Here is an 18097-nt window from a genome sequence, read left to right as displayed (position 1 = left end):
GTCTTCATGGCCATCAAAGCCACAGTTGTAAAATCCCACTTAAGCGTGGCGGATATGGACCGTCACCACTACGCCGATTACGAACTCACCTGGGCCATGCACCCATCCGAAACCCCGCGTCGTTTCATGGTGCGCCTGATCGCTTTCGCACTAAACGCCCATGAGGATCTGCAAATGGGTAAAGGCTTGTGTGTGGACGATGAGCCCGAATTGTGGATTAAAGACTTAAGCGACAACATCGAGTTGTGGATTGACCTAGGTCAGCTCGATGAAAAATGGCTAAGAAAAGCCAGTGGCCGCGCCAATCAAGTACAACTTTACTGCTACGGCGGCGGTGCCGTTGGCCCTTGGTGGAAGACCATAGAGTCCAAGCTCAGTCGTTTTGACAACTTATCTGTGTGGCAAATCGACGAAGCGGACGCCGATGCCGCCGCTCAATTGTTCGAGCGCGGCATGCGCTTAAGCGCCAGCATAGACCAAGGCAGCTTGTGTCTGTCCAACGAAACTGACACGGTTTGGCTAACCCCGACTCGCTTAAAGTAGCGAAGTTGGCAGAATTAAGGTTAGGTTTTTTTCGAGCTCTCGATGTTTAGATTCCGCTTCTGCACCTTTGTAAACCGCCCTACCGATTGAGTATTGAAAGTCGGCGGCCTCGCATCCAAATTGCGCTTGGCTAACCTTACAAGTACCGGTTTTGCCGTAGGCCATGCAAAACCCAAAGGCGATTTTCGTCTTTACCGGTTTGGTTAGCGCATCCTTGGGCAACGAACTCCAATTCCAATCTTTGACCGCTAGCACCGCCTGTTCTGCGAAACTCTTGGTGCTAGCTTTGATAGCCTTCACCGAAGCCAACCGATTACCGGGAAGCAAAACCAGTTCTGTTTCGGCACAACCCATGACACCAGCCCTGGCCTCATCAATCGGAAATTTGGCTTGAGGTCTCTCTAAAGCACTAAATTGGGGTAACAACAGCAAGCCCTGAGTTACTGTCAGCGCGCTGTACTGTTCAATATCAGTCGCGCTGAGGTCTGCCCGATTGGCACAAGATGTAAGTGCTAAGGCTAGTGTCAAACTTCCTAGTGTTTTTATTGCAGTAATGTCCATTTACCTAACTCCTTGAATTTATGGAGTCAGGTTAGCAGAAATCCTCAAGCCATATCCAACCAATCATCGCCTCATTACCACAGCCATCTCCAGTCTAGAACAGGCCAATTTGTTTGGCGTAAGACAGAAAAAATCCGGAGCCAGCTAAGTGACTCCGGATTGTATCTATTGCGATACGGGTTCAGTTTTCGTTGTCGAATCTAGAACCCAGTTTAGCTCTAGTCGGCGAGCAAGGCTTCGTCTTTACCTTCTTCGCGACGGGTGCGCAGTACCAGGAAGGTAATGATACCCATCAGAATCACACCGGCGATAGTCGCTACTGTCATGTCCAAACCAAAGCCTAGAGTGGCGTTGCTTAGGATGAAGGTGATTACCACTGTGGTCATGAACATCGCAGGGATTGTACAAATCCAGTGGAACTTACCGTTGGTGTTCAAGTAAGCCGCTGCAGTCCAAAGCATCATTACTGCGGTGGTTTGGTTAGCGAAACCGAAGTAGCGCCAGATTACACCGAAGTCCACTTGAGTCAGGATGGCACCGATGATGAATAGAGGGACAGCCATCATCAGACGCTTAGGCAACTCAGTTTGTGGCATCTTGAAGAACTCAGACAGAATCAGACGTGCTGAGCGGAATGCAGTGTCACCAGAGGTGATAGGCAGAATCACTACACCTAGGAAGGCTAGGAATCCACCGAAGGCACCCATCAGACCGAAGGCTGAATCGAATACCACTTTACCTGGGCCACCGTCAGCAATCGCTTGGTTCAGACCGTCTAGGGTACCGAAGAAAGACAAAGCAACCGCACACCAGATGATAGCGATGATACCTTCACCAATCATTGCACCGTAGAATACGAAGCGACCGTTTTTCTCGTTTTGCACACAGCGAGCCATCAGTGGAGACTGAGTGGCGTGGAAGCCAGAGATAGCACCACAAGCAATGGTAATGAACAAGGCAGGCCACAGTGGCATGTCGTTCGGGTTCATGTTGCTAATGAAGTCTTTCGCTTCAAAACCAGGCAGCATGGCGTGCTCAGCGCTCACACCTAGCATTACAACGATACCCACTGACATGAAAATCAACAGGGCGCCGAAGAATGGGTACAGACGACCGATGATTTTATCAACCGGTACGATAGTGGCGATGATGTAGTAAGTGAAGATAACGCCAACCACTGTGCTCAGTGCGATGGTGATTTCAGTCTTGCTGTTAATCAGGTTGGTCAGCATGCTTGAAGGAGCTGATACGAACACAACACCTACCAATATCAGTAGAATCAGGGCGAACACGTTCATGAACAGCTTAGCGCTGTTACCCAAGTAACGACCAACAATGTTTGGTACAGAGGCTCCGCCGTTACGTACCGACAGCATGCCTGAGAAGTAATCGTGTACTGCACCAGCGAAGATACAGCCAACCACAATCCAAAGCATCGCCGCTGGGCCGTATAGGGCACCCATGATTGGACCAAAGATAGGACCAACACCAGCAATGTTTAGCAATTGAATTAGGTAAACCTTGCCTTTCGACATAGGTACATAGTCAACGCCATCTTGGTTTGCGTACGCAGGTGTTTGGCGTTTGGCTTGGATTCCGAAGACCTTCTCTACGAAAGCCCCGTAAATAAAGTATCCACCGATTAGCAGTGCGATACTAAGTAGAAAGAACGACATGGTTGATTACTCCCTCACTGTTTGACCTTGCCGATTATAGGAATGCCTGCCAAATAAACTGTGACCTTGAATGCTAACGGTGTGTTTTTTTGGTTAAGCGGTCGTATAGTCCGCTAAGCGGTCATGAGGAAGGGGAGATCTGGCCAGTTTGTATGGTTCGCGCCTGTGAAAAGCGCTCTTTTAGGAACTTTAGTTGTTGCTCATCTGTGATAAAGAGTAAACGTTTTCCGACACTTAGCTCATTTTCTATTGTGGATTCTGACATTTCGGTTACGCGACTGGCGTCCCGTCGAACCCAGTCGTTTAGCGCGCCATTTAGTGGTAACACACTGATCACACAATCGAGCTTGGCTAACACTTCAAGGGCAGCGATGGGCAGCAGGTTGGGCTCGATTTCAGCGTCCATTAGCCAAAGCTCGCCAGCGTTAAGCGCCTTATCTTCGGCCATTGTTCGGTCGAAGTTGGCCTGAGTATTTTTACTAAATCCTCGCCCGTTAAGGGCAAAGAACTGACGCCAGAATTCAGCGCGACGATTGGCCGGTAGCGCTTGTTTCACTTGCTCTCGGCGCCCAGCCACAAACTCCATCAGCTCTGCACTGCTGGCCGGCAGAGATTGCTCTATCTCAGCGCGCAACTGCGATGCCAGCACAGGTGCAGCGCCTGCGCTGCTAATTGCCACCAGCAACTTGCCACGGTCCACCATAGCAGGGGTAATCACGTTACAAGCGTCTGGGTCGTCGACCACGTTTACCAACACCCCTTGAGCTTCAAGGCGCAAGGCCCACTCGCGATTGAGCCTAGCATCGTTTGTGGCCATCACCACCAAGCGCGCGTCAGCATGCCAGCTAGGTTCAGATTCGAGACTCAAACTCTGTTGGCGCCAGTCAAGGGCTTGCGCTTGTTGCAGTGCTTGCAAGCGCGGACTCAGCTCAGGGGCGATTAGGGTAAGAAGCGGGTTTGCACGTAGCATCAGCTCGACTTTGCGTTCCGCCACTTCGCCACCGCCAACGACAATCACTCGCCGCTGGTTAAGATCGGTAAACAGTGGGAAATATTGCATATTGAAGGTTAGAGTTGCTTACCTTGCTCAGCGCCGCAATTCCAACACAACTCAAAGTTGCCTTCGTTGTGTTCGTTGCAGGCAATGCAGACCCAATCTTCTTTGGGGACTTGCAGCGAATCGAGATGATCGCGGGCAAGGGGTTTCTGTTCGGCGTTGACCCACAGCTCAACTTGCTGCACATCCGCAGGTAATTCACCGGTGGCGCCCAACAGGGTTTCACCGCGCAGTTCTACCGGAATGCCTTGGTTTTCCAGCAATCCTTTCCATGTGTGTGCCTGCAGTAAATTAGCACTGGCAAGCATGACCTTTCTGTCTTCCATTTGACTCTACTACTCCGCCCAAACAGACTTATTCAGCGAAACCGTTTTACCCTAATTCTTTTTGTTATGCAATTGTTATTAAAACCGGCACAAAAAAGCCAGATACTAAGATCTGGCTTTTCAATCGGTTAGCGAGTTCCGCTAGGGCGTTAAGGATTCTTGATCCGCGCCTTCTTTCTCAACTTCAACCGGCAGCATGTGCTCACGGCTAATGCCAAGACGAACCGCTAGGTAACTGGCCACATAGATAGACGAGTAAGTACCTACCAAAATACCCATTAGCAACGCAGTTGCGAAGCCGTGGATCATGGCGCCACCCTTTAAGAACAAGGACACCACCACAATCAAGGTGGTACCAGTGGTAATAATGGTACGGCTCATGGTTTGAGTAATTGAGGTGTTCACCACACTTGTACCGTCGGCTTTGCGCAGCTTGAGGAAGTTCTCACGGATACGGTCAAACACAACAATGGTATCGTTGAGTGAGTAACCCACAACCGTCAACAAGCCCGCCAACACGGTCAAATCGAATTCAATCTTAAACAGAGAGAACACGCCAAGAGTAATGATAACGTCGTGCGCCAAGGCCGCTACAGCGCCCATTGCTAAACGCCACTCAAAGCGGAATGACACGTACATCAGGATACAGATAAGCGCCACAAGTACGGCCAAACCGCCCTGCTCCGCCAGCTCTGCACCAACCTGAGGGCCAACAAACTCAACGCGCTTGGTTTCAACGTTTGCGTCGATTTGCGCGGCAGCCGCTTGGGTTACTTTCACTTGAGCCGTGCTCGATACGTCCTCGCGAACGGGCAAACGCACGATAACATCGCGGCTAGTACCAAAGTTTTGTACTACAGCACCGTTTACTTCTGGGTCAGTCAAGTTAGCACGAAGGGCGTTAAGATCCGCCGCATCAGAAAACTCCATCTCCACCACAGTACCGCCGGTGAAGTCCAAGCCCCAGTTGATACCGTTAACCGCTAGGCTACCGATAGAACCCAGAATCAACACCAATGACAGCAAACTCGCTGGCACCGCGTGTCTTAGGAAGTTGACTGTCTTTTTCAGTTCTAAAATTTGAAACATGATTGCAGCCCCTTAAATCGACAGTTTCTTCACGCGCTTGCCACCCCAAATCAGGTTAACTAGCGCACGAGAGCCAACAATGGCTGTAAACATGGAAGTCGCAATACCAATCATCAGAGTCACTGCGAAGCCTTTCACCGCACCGGTACCTACTGCGAACAGAATCAGCGAGGTGATAAAGGTGGTGATGTTGGCATCGGCAATGGTCGACAAGGCGTTGCCGTAACCTTCGTGAATGGCTTGCTGAACCGAACGACCGGCGCGCAACTCTTCGCGAATACGCTCAAAGATAAGCACGTTGCCGTCCACCGCCATACCTACGGTCAATACAATACCTGCAATACCCGGCAAAGTTAGCGTGGCCCCTGGGATCATGGACATCACACCCACAACCATAATCAGGTTCACCGCCAGTGCACAGACAGAAATCAGACCAAACGAGCGGTAGTAAATCGCCATGAACAACACAACGAACGCCAGACCCCAAATCATTGCCTGCAGACCATTCTCAATGTTCTGCTGACCTAGGCTTGGACCAATGGTGCGTTCTTCAACAATTTGTACTGGCGCTTTTAGTGCACCCGCGCGCAATAGTAGCGCTAGGTTTTGCGCTTCGGCGTGCCCCACACCTGTGATGCGGAAACTGCGGCCCAAGCGAGATTGAATGGTCGCTATAGACACGACTTCCTGAATCTTCTCTAGCTTAGGACGACCGTTTTCGTCCACTTCTTCGGTAGGCTTGTACTCGGTGAACAAGGTCGCCATTGGCATGCCAATCGCATCCTTAGTCGCCGACGCCATTTTGTCACCGCCTTGAGCGTCCAAGTCGATGCTCACCTGTGGCTGACCGTTTTCGTCAAACGCCGCACGAGCACCAGTTACATGGTCACCGGTTAGGATGATGTCTTTCACCAATACTGCTTGGCCACCGCCGCGACGGTCAAACAGCTCAGAGCTGGCAGGCAAACGACCGGCAGCCGCATCGCGAGGATCGGTGCGAGTGTCTTGCATGCGGAATTCTAGCGTCGCGGTAGCACCTAGAATCTCTTTCGCACGAGTTGGGTCTTGTACACCAGGCAGCTGCACTACGATACGCTCAGCGCCTTGGCGCTGAACCACAGGCTCAGCAACACCCAGCTCATTCACACGGTTGCGAATAATGGTGATGTTTTGCGAAACCGCTTCTTCGCGAATTTGCTTGAGGTGCTCTTCGGTCATGCGAACACGCAGCGTTTGCGCTTCGCCACCGCTGACAATTTCGTACTCGTTGTAACGGCTAGAGATGAACTTCTCCGCTTTATCCAAAGCTTCAGCATTACGGAACTTAATTTGTACCGAATCGCCCACCGCGCGAATACCCGAGTAACGAATCTTCTCGCTACGCAAGTCCGATCTAAAGTCGGTCGCCATTTGCGTTTGTGCCTTGGCAATCGCTTCGGCCATGTCCACTTCCATCAAGAAGTGAATACCGCCGCGCAAATCCAGACCTAGCTTCATAGGACCACCACCAATGGCTTCAAGCCACTGAGGAGTGGACGGGGCTAGGTTCATTGCAACAACGAAGTTTTTACCAAGCTGCTCACCGATGACTTCGCGAGCTTTTAGCTGCTGGTCACCGTCGAACACGCGAACTTCCAGAGTGTCGTCTTTCAGTTCTAGGCGTTTAACGTCAATTTGGGCGACGTCTAGTGCTTGTTTGACCTGCTCCATGGTCTCGGTGGTGACTGTGTATCCGCGGCTACCAGAAATCTGGACCGCGTTGTCCTCACCAAACAAGTTGGGAAGTGCGTAAAGCGCCCCGACGGCGATGATAAACACCACCATCAGGTTCTTCCACATCGGATATTTATTTAACACGCGTGAGCCCTCTTGGCGTTACAGCGATTGAATCGAGCCCTTCGGTAGAACGGCCGCGATGTAGTCTTTTTTGATGGTTACTTCAGTGCTGTCGTTAATTGCGATTAGCACGTAGTCGTTTTCGTCGGTAATTTTTACAATCTTACCGATAAGACCACCATTGGTTAGCACTTCGTCGCCTTTGCTCAAAGCGCTCATCAGACTCTTGTGCTCTTTAACACGCTTGGCTTGCGGACGGTAGATCATGAAGTAGAAGATCAGACCGAATACTACCAACATGAAAATCAGTTCCATGGTGCCGCCACCTTGAGGTGCACCGGCCGCGTTTGCATAAGCGTTTGAAATAAACATAAGTCTCTCGTAATTATCGTTTGTAAGTTAAAAGCTGATATGGGGATTAATCTTCGGATTTCAACGGTGGAACTTCACGACCTTGCTTCTGATAAAACTCAGTCACGAACTCGTCCAGTGTTCCAGCCTCGATTGCACCGCGTAAGCCTTCCATCAGGCGCTGATAATAACGCAAATTGTGGATGGTGTTTAAGCGTGCACCGAGAATTTCGTTACAACGATCCAAATGATATAGGTATGCGCGTGAATAATTCTTACAGGTGTAGCAGTCACACTCGGCATCCAACGGGCTGGTGTCGTCGCGATGACGGGCGTTGCGGATCTTAATTACACCGTCGTGAGTAAACAGGTGACCGTTGCGCGCATTGCGAGTTGGCATCACACAATCAAACATGTCCACACCGCGACGAACGCCTTCGACCAAGTCTTCTGGCTTACCCACGCCCATTAGATAGCGCGGCTTGTCTTCGGGAATCTTCGGACAAGTGTGTTCAAGGATTCTGTGCATGTCTTCTTTGGGCTCGCCAACCGCTAAGCCACCAACCGCGTAGCCATCAAAGCCGATATCGACTAGGCCTGCTAGGCTCTCGTCGCGCAAGTGCTCGTAGACTCCTCCTTGAATAATGCCGAACAAAGCATTGCTATTGCCCAAACGGTCAAACTCGTTGCGGCTGCGCTGTGCCCATCGCAGCGACATGCGCATCGAAACCGCCGCTTCGTTTTCAGTGGCCGGATACGGCGTACACTCGTCGAAAATCATGACCACGTCAGAGCCTAGGGTGTGCTGGATCTGCATGGACTTTTCTGGATCTAGAAAAATCTTTTCGCCGTTAATTGGTGAGCGAAAGTGCACACCCTCTTCGGTAATTTTGCGAATGTGGCCAAGTGAGAACACTTGAAAACCGCCGGAATCCGTTAGAATTGGACGCTGCCAGTTCATGAAGTCGTGCAAATCGCCGTGCTTTTGCATGATCTCTTCGCCAGGGCGCAACCACAGGTGGAAGGTGTTACCCAGTAGGATATCAGCACCTGTATCGCGCACTTCTTCTGGGGTCATGCCTTTGACCGTGCCGTAAGTACCAACGGGCATAAAGGCTGGCGTTTCTACCACGCCTCGGTCAAACACTAAACGACCGCGGCGAGCACGGCCTTGTGTATTCAAAAGTTCAAATTTCATAGTTACCTCGTCAGAGTCACAGTCCGACAGTTTTACGGGGTGCTCCGGCGAGGGCATCCCCTTGAGGTTTTAAGCCGGGTTTGGGTTACGGGTGACGAACATGGCGTCGCCGTAACTGAAAAATCGATATTGCTGGTCTACCGCGTGTTGGTATGCATCCATCACGGGCTGATATCCAGCAAACGCGCTCACGAGCATGATCAATGTCGACTCGGGCAAGTGGAAGTTAGTGACCACAGCGTCCACCACCTCGAACTGATAACCCGGGTAAATGAAAATGCTGGTATCGTTGAAAAAGGGCTTAAGCTCCCCTTGTGATGCCTTAGCGGCACTCTCTAACGAGCGCACACTGGTAGTGCCCACCGCTATCACTCGTTTGCCATTGGCTTTGGTTTGGGCAATGGCGTCCACCACTTGTTGCGGCACCTCGGCGTACTCCGAGTGCATCAGGTGGTCTTCAATTTTGTCCACTCGCACTGGCTGGAAAGTCCCTGCGCCCACGTGCAAAGTGACGTATTCGATGCGAACGCCCTTGTCCTTGAGCTTGGCCAGCATGGCATCATCAAAGTGTAGTCCGGCGGTTGGCGCTGCGACGGCCCCTGGTACTTGGTTGTACACGGTTTGATAGCGCTCCCAGTCCGAATCCTCGTCTGGGCGGTCGATATAAGGTGGAAGTGGCATGTGGCCAATCTTCTCTAAGGTTTCGAGCACATTGCCATCGCTTGCCAGCTCGAGCTCAAACAAGGCATCGTGGCGCGCTTGCATGCGCATCTCAACGTCCTGCTCGAATATCAACAGTGCGCCAGGCTTGGGAGATTTAGACGAGCGCACATGGGCCAATAAGCGCTTGTCATCCAGCACTCGCTCAACCAGCACTTCTATCTTGCCACCGCTTTGTTTGCGGCCAAAGATGCGCGCGGGGATCACTCGAGTGTTGTTAAACACCATTAGGTCACCGTCGTTGACCAAGTCCAGTAAATCTTCAAAACGCTGATCCGATAAGTTACCGCTTGGGCCATCGAGGCACAGTAGACGCGACGCATTGCGCTGTTTGGTCGGGTAGCGGGCGATCAGCTCGTCGGGCAGATCGAAGTGAAAATCGGACACTTGCATAATGGGGTTCCGGGCAACAAACCTAGGTGTTAAAACGAAATTAAGCACAGAAACTGTGCTTAATTATAGGGGTGGCTAGTCTATGAGGGATCGTTATTCAGATCAAGAAGAGGAAGCCTCATCTTGTGCTTGTTTTGACAGGCCCTTTGCCCCGTCAAACTGTAATCCGGTTTGAATGGTTTCCATGGGAATTTGAACATTCACTCGGCGCCTTTCCACCTTTGGCTTAAATAACTTGCGTTTGATCCAGCTAAACATCGTCCATGACTCCTATTACTGGTGTGATCTAGTGGTTTTTCGATGACATCCTTCTATCAAAAAACCGAATGTAACCAGCATGTTAACCAAGGTCGGCCAGTTGTGCAAATAGTAAACGACGCCACGGTTGCCCGCAGCGTCGTTAATAGGCCGTATAAAAGATCTCAGTGAATCTTTTAGAACTGATCTTCTTCGGTAGAACCTGTCAATGCGGTCACGGACGAATCGCCGCCTTGAATCACATTGGTGACCTTGTCGAAGTAGCCTGTACCCACCTCTTGCTGGTGCGCTACAAAGGTGTAACCACGCTCAGCCGCTTCAAACTCTGGCTGCTGCACTTTCTCAACGTAGTGCTTCATACCTTCGCCAGAAGCGTACTCCTTGGCCAAGTCGAACATGTTGTACCACATGTTGTGAATACCGGCTAAGGTGATGAACTGGTACTTATAGCCCATGTCCGACAGCGCTTGCTGGAAGCGCGCGATAGTGGCGTCATCCAAGTTCTTACGCCAGTTAAACGATGGCGAGCAGTTGTACGCCAAAATCTGGTTCGGGAACTTAGCGTGAATCGCGTCAGCGAAACGCTGGGCTTCATCCAAACAAGGCGTGGCAGTTTCACACCAGATCATGTCAGCGTATGGGGCATAAGCCAGACCGCGCGAGATGGCTTGGTCCAAACCAGGGCGGACGCGATAGAAGCCTTCTGCGGTGCGCTCACCGGTAATGAAGTCAGCATCGTATGGATCAACGTCTGAAGTCAGTAGATCCGCTGCATTAGCGTCAGTACGCGCAATCACGAGCGTCGGCACACCCGCCACGTCCGCCGCAAAGCGAGCCGCAACCAATTTTTGTACCGCTTCTTGAGTTGGCACCAATACCTTGCCGCCCATGTGACCACACTTCTTAACCGAAGCCAGTTGGTCTTCAAAGTGAACCCCAGCGGCACCCGCGTCGATCATCGACTTCATCAGCTCGTAGGCATTCAATACGCCACCGAAACCCGCTTCGGCATCCGCCACGATTGGCAAGAAGTAATCCAGCTGCTCGCCCTCGTCGCCCTTGCTCCACTGAATTTGGTCAGCGCGACGGAAAGAGTTGTTGATACGCTCAACCACAGCCGGTACCGAGTTGGCTGGATACAGAGACTGATCTGGGTACATGCTAGAGGCTAGGTTATTGTCCGCTGCTACCTGCCAACCCGACAGGTAGATGGCTTCGATACCCGCTTTGGCTTGTTGTACCGCTTGACCACCAGTCAAGGCACCCAAGCAATTCACATAACCTTTTTTCGCGCTGCCATTGATAAGCTCCCACAGCTTCTTGGCACCGTTTTGCGCCAAGGTGTTCTCTGGCACAATTGAGCCGCGCAGATTGACCACTTCTTCAGCGCTATAAGGGCGACGTACGCCATTCCAACGAGGGTTGTTTTCCCAGTCTAGTTTCAAAGCTTCGATTTGCTGCTTACGATTCATTGGCATTCTCCTTTTATTATGCGCTTGGGGTCGTGTTGCTTTGGCTGCCAGTGGTTAGTAAGGCGTAGCCAGGTAGGGTTAAAAAGTCACAAAGGGTTGGGGCTGTGGTGATTTCCCGCAGCAGTGCTGCCGCTTCTTCAAAACGCCCTTGCTGATATCGCTCGTCGCCCACTTGATTGCGAACCACATTGAGTTCTTCGTGAAGCATTTGCTCAAACAAAGCCGCGGTTACTAGCTCACCGCTATCTAAACTCTGCTGGTGACGGATCCACTGCCAAATACTGGCTCGGCTGATTTCCGCAGTGGCTGCATCTTCCATCAGGCCGTAAATCGGCACACAGCCATTGCCTTGGATCCAAGCCTCTAAGTACTGCAGGGCCACGCGAATGTTCAAGCGCATACCAGCTTCGGTACGCTCGCCTGGGCAGGGCTCAAGTAATTCGTGAGCACTGATTGGCGCATCCACGTCTCGAGTAATATGCAGCTGATTGCTCTCGCCCTCACCTATGTATTGGTTGAACACCCCCATGGCGGTATCCGCTAAACCTGGGTGGGCAATCCAAGTACCGTCGTGGCCGTTGCGAGCTTCGAGGCGCTTGTCCTGATCCACTTTCTCAAGCACCTTTTTGTTTTGCTCTGGATCTTTAGAAGGAATTAGCGCTGCCATGCCGCCCATGGCTAGTGCACCGCGTTTGTGGCAGGTTTTGATCAGCAAGCGCGAATAGGCGTTGAGAAACGGCTTGTCCATAGTGACCTGAGAGCGGTCCGGTAACACACGTTCTCTGTGGTTACGCAGGGTTTTGATATAGCTGAAGATGTAATCCCAACGGCCGCAGTTCAGCGCAACGATATTGCTGCGCAGCGCGTGCAAAATCTCGTCCATTTCAAACACAGCAGGCAAAGTTTCAATCAAACAGGTGCACTTGATGGTACCTGGCTGCAAGCAGTACTTTTGCTCAGTGTAAGCAAACACTTTGGCCCACCAAGCCGCCTCTTGATGATGCTCCAACTTAGGAATGTAGAAGTAAGGGCCCGAGCCACGCTCAATCAAAGCCAAGTAGTTGTGGTGGAAATACAGGGCGAAGTCCAACAAGCAACCTGGAATCGGTTTGCCTTCATAAAGCACATGGGCTTCGGGTAGGTGAATACCACGAACTCGCGCAATCAGAACCGCAGGGTCGTCTTTTAGCTTGTACTCTTTGCCGTTGTCGGCGGTAAAGTCGATTTGGCGACGGTTGGCATCACGCAAGTTAATTTGCCCCTGAACCACCTTATCCCAGCTCGGCGCTAGCGAGTCTTCAAAGTCGGCCATAAAGACTTTAACGTCGGCATTGAGCGCGTTGATGATCATCTTGCGCTCTACCGGCCCAGTGATTTCCACACGTCGGTCTTGCAGGTCCGCCGGAATGGCGCCCACCTGCCAGTCGCCATCGCGAATCGCTTTGGTCTCGGGATTGAATTCAGGAAGCCAGCCATCGTCGACTTTCTGTTGGTATTCTTTGCGGGCTTGCAACAGCTCTGGCACTTCAGCTGCGAACAACTGACATAAGTCTTCTAATAGGTTTAGCGCGCCTTGATTAAATATACTGTCGGCGCCATCTACCTGACTTTGGGCGATAGTTAAACCGCGCATTGGCTCTGGGCTTTGGCTCATGGTGGGCTCCTTGCTGTCATCTGAAACTTTACAACTTCAAACTATGACGCATTTGCCAGTGCCGCAACCCGTGTTTTTGGCTTTACCAATTTTCCAAAACCACCTAAATAGTCGCTTCTAGCGTTTAAATGAAACGACATTAAACGTTTAATATCAACAAGTTATGGCTTACCCACAATTTCAATCGGTCTATTTTCTCTTAGCCAAACTCAGATTCTCACCCTAGCCAAAAGTTTGTTATTTTTACTACATAAAACATATTGGTGTATCAATATGTTTACACCTGTTCATTTTTTGATGAAACACCCATTTCAAACGACCGTTTAAATCACTTGTTCATAGCGAGTCTTTTTCAATAAAATTCAACACTTTAAGAGCTAACTTCGTTAACGCACCACAAGCTCAACGTTTTAGATTTACGTTTACGTAAACTGACAAATCAATTGAATTGGTGAGTTGAAAGATCAGAACTTTGGAAAAAACACCGAATTGACCAATTAATTGTAAATTTTTAGTTAACAAGGTGAAAAAGGATTCATCAGAATCTCCCCTGCCCCTCGCAATACCTCAAGTGTGGTAACGACACCCTACACCGCACTCCCAACAACTCCCATAAAGCAATAAAAAAGCCGAGCCCCAGCTCGGCTTAGATCGCTCATCAGTGGTTAAGTGGCTTCTGCCAACTGCTTTTCTTGCGCCAATTCCTTAGTGTCATCGAAAAAAATCAGATACAAGGCGGGTACCACAAGCATGGTAAGCGCGGTAGCAAAGCCCAAACCAAACATGATGGTAATCGACATGTAGGCGAAGAATACGTCACTGAGCAGCGGGATCACGCCCAGGATGGTAGTGGATGCCGCCATTAACACAGGCCTTAGCCGCGAGATTGAGGCATCCACAATGGCGTCATAGGTATTCTTACCCGTGGATTTTTGTAGATCGATCTCTTCAATCAATACAATGGCGTTCTTGATCTGGAGGCCGACCAAGCTGAGCGCCCCCAGCAATGCCATGAAGTCAAAGGCACCGTCCATCAATAGCAGGCCGAAAGTGATGCCCACAATCGCCATAGGTACCACCAACCAAATAATCAAGGGCTGACGAATACGACCGAACAACATGATGGATACGATGATCATCAGCAAGAATCCGCCAGGTAATACATCGAACAATGAGTTCTGCGCGTCGGTGGCATCCTCATACTCACCACCCCATTCCAGAATGTAACCGGGTGGCAGTTCTATCGCCTCTATCTGCGGTCTGACTCGATTAAAGAGCGGAGTCGCAAATTCGCTGATTGGGTTACAGGAAGCAATGATGGTATGAAGCCGGTTGCGATTTCGAATAATGTTATTCTCCATCTTGGTTTCAAAACCAGTAGACACTTGGCCAATGGGAATAAAACGCTCCAACACTGGGCTGTAAACCTGAATATCGGTTAAGTCAGATGGGCTGGCTCGCTCTTCTTCTGGCGCCCGTAAGTAAATGGGTAGTAAGCGGTTACCATCTCTGAATATCCCGCCCGGCGCACCTTCAGATGCAAACTGCAAGGCATCGGCGAAGTCAGAGCGGTTAATGCCTAACTGACGACCCACTTGCTCGTTAAACTGAGGCACAATCACCTTTACCGGTTGACGCCAATCGTCACGAACCTCTCGAGCATCGTCATCGGCGTGCATAATGGCTTGCGCTTGCTCTGACAGTTGACGAAGAACGTCAGGATCTGGCCCGCTAAAGCGCGCTTCAATTTTAGAATCTCGTCCCGGGCCAATCCTCAAGTTCTTGATCTTAGGTTCGGTGTTGGGAAGGTTTTCCATCAACCAAGTATCGATACGGTCTTGCAGACCGGCAATTTGCTCGCGGTCCTCTACTTTGACTATGATTTGCGCATAGGTTGCGGTCGACGACTCTGGGCTATAAACCAAAGTGAAGCGAACCGCGCCTGAGCCGACAATGGTGGTAGTTTGCACCACTTCTTCTTGCTCGCGGATCCAAGCTTCCAACCTAAGGGTATCCTCTTTAGTGGTGCTAATGTCGGTACCTTCGACCTGCCAAACATCCACAAAGAAAATCGGCGTGTTAGCGTCTGGGAAAAAGCCTTCTTTAATGTGCCCAAAACCATAAACTGCCATGGCAAAGAAGCCTGCAGCCACCGCCACGGTAACGTACTTGAACTTAAGCGCCGGCAGTAATAGTGCCTTGTAGCCACGGAACATACCCGAGTCGTAAGGGTCTTTCTCTTCCTCCCCTTCTTTGGGCTCGGTCTTCTTGATAAACAGAGCACACAACAAAGGCGTAGTAGTAATCGCGGTGAACCAAGACAAAGACAGTGAAATCAGAATCACGTAGAACAGAGAGCGCGCAAATTCACCTGTGTTATCGGTAGAGAAGCCAATACCCGAGAAGGCCAAAATCCCGATTATGGTACCGCCGAGTAGCGCAGTGAAGGTTTGCCCAACCGTTTCCCCTGCGGCCTTGCGCCCACTCATGCCTTGCTGAATTCGTATCAGCATCCCTTCGGCCACTACGATGGCGTTGTCCACCAGCATCCCAAGGGCAATGATCAAAGCCCCCAAGGAGATCCTTTGCAGCTCGATACCAAACATGTTCATTATCCACAGAGTACCGGCCACAGTAATTAGCAGCACAGCACCGATAATCAGGCCCACACGAGCCCCCATGAACACCAAGAGCACAGCCACCACAATGATAAGCGCTTCGATAACACTATTGATGAAGCCACTGACCGAGCTGTCCACTTCTTTTGGCTGGTTATAGGTGTCTTTAATTTCGATACCCACAGGAATTACCGACGCCATTTCCGCCAAGCGTTGCTCGATGCGATCGCCAACCGCTATCACGTTCTCCCCCGCGGACATGGAAATCGCCAAGGCCACCGCGGGTTTACCGTCGGAATAGTAAAGACTGGTTGCTGGGTCTTTGTAGGCTCGTACTATCTCGCCAATGTCCGACAGTCGAATGAGGGTTTTGTCTTCTGAGGTAACGAACACATCGCCAATCTCGTTAACCGATTGAGCCTCACCTGTGGGGTGAATTCGAATGTAATCATTTCCCACGTTTAAACTGCCCGCGGGCGATGCTTGGTTAACCGAGCGTAACACCTCGCCAATGGCGTGGACGGGAATACCAAGCTCAGCCAGTCGGGCGCGAGAGATCTCAAAATACACCACCTCTTGCTGAACCCCTTGCACCGAGACTTTGCGAACCCCATCAATCAGCACCAGCTGCTTCTTGAGGCGATCGGCGACGTCCTTTAGATCGCGGTAACTGTAGCCATCACCGGAAACGGTGAGAAATATCCCGAATACATCGGCAAAATCGTCCACCACGCTTGGCGCTTGTGCTCCAGGCGGCAGCTTGTGTTTCATATCAGCTATTTTGCGCCTTAGCTCGTCGTAAATTGACGGCATATCCTTTGGGCCGTATTCATCCTTAAACTCTACCGTGACCTCTGAGTATCCTGGGCGGGAGATGGACATTTTAATGCGTTTGAGTTGCCCAAGTTGTTGCACCGCATCTTCAACGTGGTACGTGACCTCGGATTCGACTTGAGTCACAGTGGCACCGGGATAAAGGGTTATCACCTTGGCTTCTTTAATGGTAAAAGCCGGGTCTTCGAGCTTACCCATCTCCTCGTAGGCGCCAACGCCACCGCCCACCAAAATCAGCACAAATAACCAGGTCACAACCTTATTTACGACCGAATATTCAGCAATATTCATCAATTATTTCCTCATTGCTTTTGGTTGCATTCAGCCTTCTAAGGCGCTGTGGAGGGATCCGCTTGCTCGCGAGCCACCAAAATACGCACTTCTTGCCGGTCGATGAGGAACGAAGCCCCGGCGGTAACTACTTGGTCACCTGGTTCTAGCCCTTGTAGAACTCGAATTTTGTCGTCCACCATGTCGCCAATCTCCACCTCTTTGGAACTGACCTTGTTGGTGCTAGGGTCGACTATCCATACTCGAGGTTTCATGTCTGCTTTGGCGATGACGGCGGTTATTGGAATTAAGTAAGCTTCAGAGGCCACACCAACCATCTCTGCTTCGATTTGCACGCTGGCAGTCATACCAGGCAGTACTTCGATAGACTCGGGTTGGTCCATCAAAAAGGTCACTTCAAAGGTCTGAGTTTGCGGATCCGCCTTAGCGGCAAACTCTTTCATGGTTAGAGGAAATTCTTTATCTGGCGCGTTATCAAAGCTGGCCAAAGCCTCAAGGGATACGTCTTCTTTATTGGCAAACAGCACCAGACGCTCAGGTACGTTGACTTTGACTTCCACTTGATTGGTATTGCTGAAAGAGAAGATCTCTTGTTGTGCTTGAACTAGCTCAAAATTCTCTACGTAGCGACGAGCAATGGTGCCGTCAAATGGTGCATACAACTTGGTATAACCAAGGTTGGTTTTGGCCTGTTTAAGAGCAGCGCTGGCGGATTTACGGTCTGCTCTTAAACGGTCAAAGTCGGTACGCGAAATGAAGTTGTCTTTGATCAACTCTTCGGCACGTCTAAAATCCGCATCGGCTCGGTCAAAGGTTGCCTGAGCGTCATTCAATACGATCTGCAAATCCGTGGGATCTAGCGAAGCTAACAGATCTCCCTTCTTAACCACATCACCTTCTTTTACACCGATTTCGTTAAGCGTCCCTTTGACGCGAAACGATAATGTGGCTCGCTGACTGGCATCAATGGTTCCCGGTAAATTGCGCAATCGAGTGGCCACATTGGGCTCAATCTTAAAGGTCTTGACCGGTTTTATGGCTTCCACTTGCTCAACCGGTGGCTCCTCGCATCCGGCCAAAGCCAGAGCGGTCAGCGGTAATAAGAGCATTACGCTGCGCTTAAGATGATTCATTGATGACTCCTTGGTCAGATTTGGCATAAACGAGTTGGCTGCAGTGCCCGTATTCTCTGAATTGCGAGTGCTTTGTTTGTCATTGTT

At 50.6% G+C, this 18097-nt stretch carries 14 protein-coding genes; 1 reads left to right on the top strand and 13 read right to left on the bottom strand.

Translation table 11 applies throughout. The annotated features are described in order from the left end of the window. Positions 1 to 6: 6 nt before the first annotated feature. Positions 7 to 543, top strand: coding sequence for a YaeQ family protein (locus CLC93_RS09805; RefSeq protein WP_095505791.1), 537 nt, complete (start codon positions 7 to 9; stop codon positions 541 to 543). Here the strand turns inward: CLC93_RS09805 and CLC93_RS09800 are convergent. The 13 genes from CLC93_RS09800 to CLC93_RS09740 form a co-directional block, all read right to left on the bottom strand. Next, complete coding sequence (locus CLC93_RS09800) at positions 535 to 1104, bottom strand: energy transducer TonB (protein WP_095505790.1); 570 nt, start codon at positions 1102 to 1104, stop codon at positions 535 to 537. The genes CLC93_RS09805 and CLC93_RS09800 overlap by 9 nt on opposite strands. Before the next feature lie 218 nt (positions 1105 to 1322). After that, the gene (locus CLC93_RS09795) at positions 1323 to 2780 is read right to left on the bottom strand and encodes a carbon starvation CstA family protein (protein WP_095505789.1); all 1458 of its coding nucleotides are present in this window, start codon (positions 2778 to 2780) and stop codon (positions 1323 to 1325) included. 121 nt (positions 2781 to 2901) lie between these two features. Then, a complete protein-coding gene (locus CLC93_RS09790) occupies positions 2902 to 3840 on the bottom strand; it encodes a precorrin-2 dehydrogenase/sirohydrochlorin ferrochelatase family protein (RefSeq protein WP_095505788.1) in 939 nt (312 codons plus the stop codon). 8 nt (positions 3841 to 3848) lie between these two features. Continuing rightward, entirely contained in the window at positions 3849 to 4163 is a 315-nt protein-coding gene (locus CLC93_RS09785; protein ID WP_095505787.1) for a putative signal transducing protein, read from the bottom strand. Positions 4164 to 4304: 141 nt separating this feature from the next. Further along, the gene (secF, locus tag CLC93_RS09780) at positions 4305 to 5252 is read right to left on the bottom strand and encodes a protein translocase subunit SecF (protein ID WP_095505786.1); all 948 of its coding nucleotides are present in this window, start codon (positions 5250 to 5252) and stop codon (positions 4305 to 4307) included. Positions 5253 to 5264: 12 nt separating this feature from the next. Next, complete coding sequence (gene secD, locus CLC93_RS09775) at positions 5265 to 7109, bottom strand: protein translocase subunit SecD (RefSeq protein ID WP_095505785.1); 1845 nt, start codon at positions 7107 to 7109, stop codon at positions 5265 to 5267. Between the two features lie 18 nt (positions 7110 to 7127). Continuing rightward, positions 7128 to 7460 (bottom strand): preprotein translocase subunit YajC, encoded by a 333-nt coding sequence (gene yajC / locus CLC93_RS09770; protein WP_095505784.1) that lies wholly within the window; start codon positions 7458 to 7460, stop codon positions 7128 to 7130. 46 nt (positions 7461 to 7506) lie between these two features. Further along, positions 7507 to 8637, bottom strand: coding sequence for a tRNA guanosine(34) transglycosylase Tgt (tgt, locus tag CLC93_RS09765; protein WP_095506019.1), 1131 nt, complete (start codon positions 8635 to 8637; stop codon positions 7507 to 7509). A gap of 69 nt (positions 8638 to 8706) precedes the next feature. Further along, entirely contained in the window at positions 8707 to 9750 is a 1044-nt protein-coding gene (gene queA / locus CLC93_RS09760) for a tRNA preQ1(34) S-adenosylmethionine ribosyltransferase-isomerase QueA (protein WP_095505783.1), read from the bottom strand. 434 nt (positions 9751 to 10184) lie between these two features. Beyond that, positions 10185 to 11486, bottom strand: coding sequence for an isocitrate lyase (gene aceA, locus CLC93_RS09755; RefSeq protein ID WP_095505782.1), 1302 nt, complete (start codon positions 11484 to 11486; stop codon positions 10185 to 10187). A gap of 10 nt (positions 11487 to 11496) precedes the next feature. Next, positions 11497 to 13134 (bottom strand): malate synthase A, encoded by a 1638-nt coding sequence (aceB, locus tag CLC93_RS09750; protein WP_095505781.1) that lies wholly within the window; start codon positions 13132 to 13134, stop codon positions 11497 to 11499. Positions 13135 to 13799: 665 nt separating this feature from the next. After that, positions 13800 to 16877 (bottom strand): efflux RND transporter permease subunit, encoded by a 3078-nt coding sequence (locus CLC93_RS09745; protein WP_095505780.1) that lies wholly within the window; start codon positions 16875 to 16877, stop codon positions 13800 to 13802. 38 nt (positions 16878 to 16915) lie between these two features. Next, on the bottom strand, positions 16916 to 18010 hold the full coding sequence (locus CLC93_RS09740) for an efflux RND transporter periplasmic adaptor subunit (protein WP_169902957.1): 1095 nt from the start codon (positions 18008 to 18010) through the stop codon (positions 16916 to 16918). Positions 18011 to 18097 lie beyond the last annotated feature (87 nt).

The organism is Paraferrimonas sedimenticola, from assembly GCF_002282855.1.
Lineage (GTDB): Bacteria > Pseudomonadota > Gammaproteobacteria > Enterobacterales > Shewanellaceae > Paraferrimonas > Paraferrimonas sedimenticola.
The sequence above is the reverse complement of the archived record's forward strand: the minus strand, read 5'-3'. Positions and strand labels throughout refer to the sequence as shown.

Excerpts from the sequence above, each read along its gene's own strand:
- CLC93_RS09805 (WP_095505791.1), top strand. The coding sequence starts at position 7 with ATGGCCATCAAAGCCACAGTTGTAAAATCCCACTTAAGCGTGGCGGAT.
- CLC93_RS09800 (WP_095505790.1), bottom strand. The coding sequence starts at position 1,104 with ATGGACATTACTGCAATAAAAACACTAGGAAGTTTGACACTAGCCTTA.
- CLC93_RS09795 (WP_095505789.1), bottom strand. The coding sequence starts at position 2,780 with ATGTCGTTCTTTCTACTTAGTATCGCACTGCTAATCGGTGGATACTTT.
- CLC93_RS09790 (WP_095505788.1), bottom strand. The coding sequence starts at position 3,840 with ATGCAATATTTCCCACTGTTTACCGATCTTAACCAGCGGCGAGTGATT.
- CLC93_RS09785 (WP_095505787.1), bottom strand. The coding sequence starts at position 4,163 with ATGGAAGACAGAAAGGTCATGCTTGCCAGTGCTAATTTACTGCAGGCA.
- secF (WP_095505786.1), bottom strand. The coding sequence starts at position 5,252 with ATGTTTCAAATTTTAGAACTGAAAAAGACAGTCAACTTCCTAAGACAC.
- yajC (WP_095505784.1), bottom strand. The coding sequence starts at position 7,460 with ATGTTTATTTCAAACGCTTATGCAAACGCGGCCGGTGCACCTCAAGGT.
- tgt (WP_095506019.1), bottom strand. The coding sequence starts at position 8,637 with ATGAAATTTGAACTTTTGAATACACAAGGCCGTGCTCGCCGCGGTCGT.
- queA (WP_095505783.1), bottom strand. The coding sequence starts at position 9,750 with ATGCAAGTGTCCGATTTTCACTTCGATCTGCCCGACGAGCTGATCGCC.
- aceA (WP_095505782.1), bottom strand. The coding sequence starts at position 11,486 with ATGCCAATGAATCGTAAGCAGCAAATCGAAGCTTTGAAACTAGACTGG.
- aceB (WP_095505781.1), bottom strand. The coding sequence starts at position 13,134 with ATGAGCCAAAGCCCAGAGCCAATGCGCGGTTTAACTATCGCCCAAAGT.
- CLC93_RS09745 (WP_095505780.1), bottom strand. The coding sequence starts at position 16,877 with ATGAATATTGCTGAATATTCGGTCGTAAATAAGGTTGTGACCTGGTTA.
- CLC93_RS09740 (WP_169902957.1), bottom strand. The coding sequence starts at position 18,010 with ATGAATCATCTTAAGCGCAGCGTAATGCTCTTATTACCGCTGACCGCT.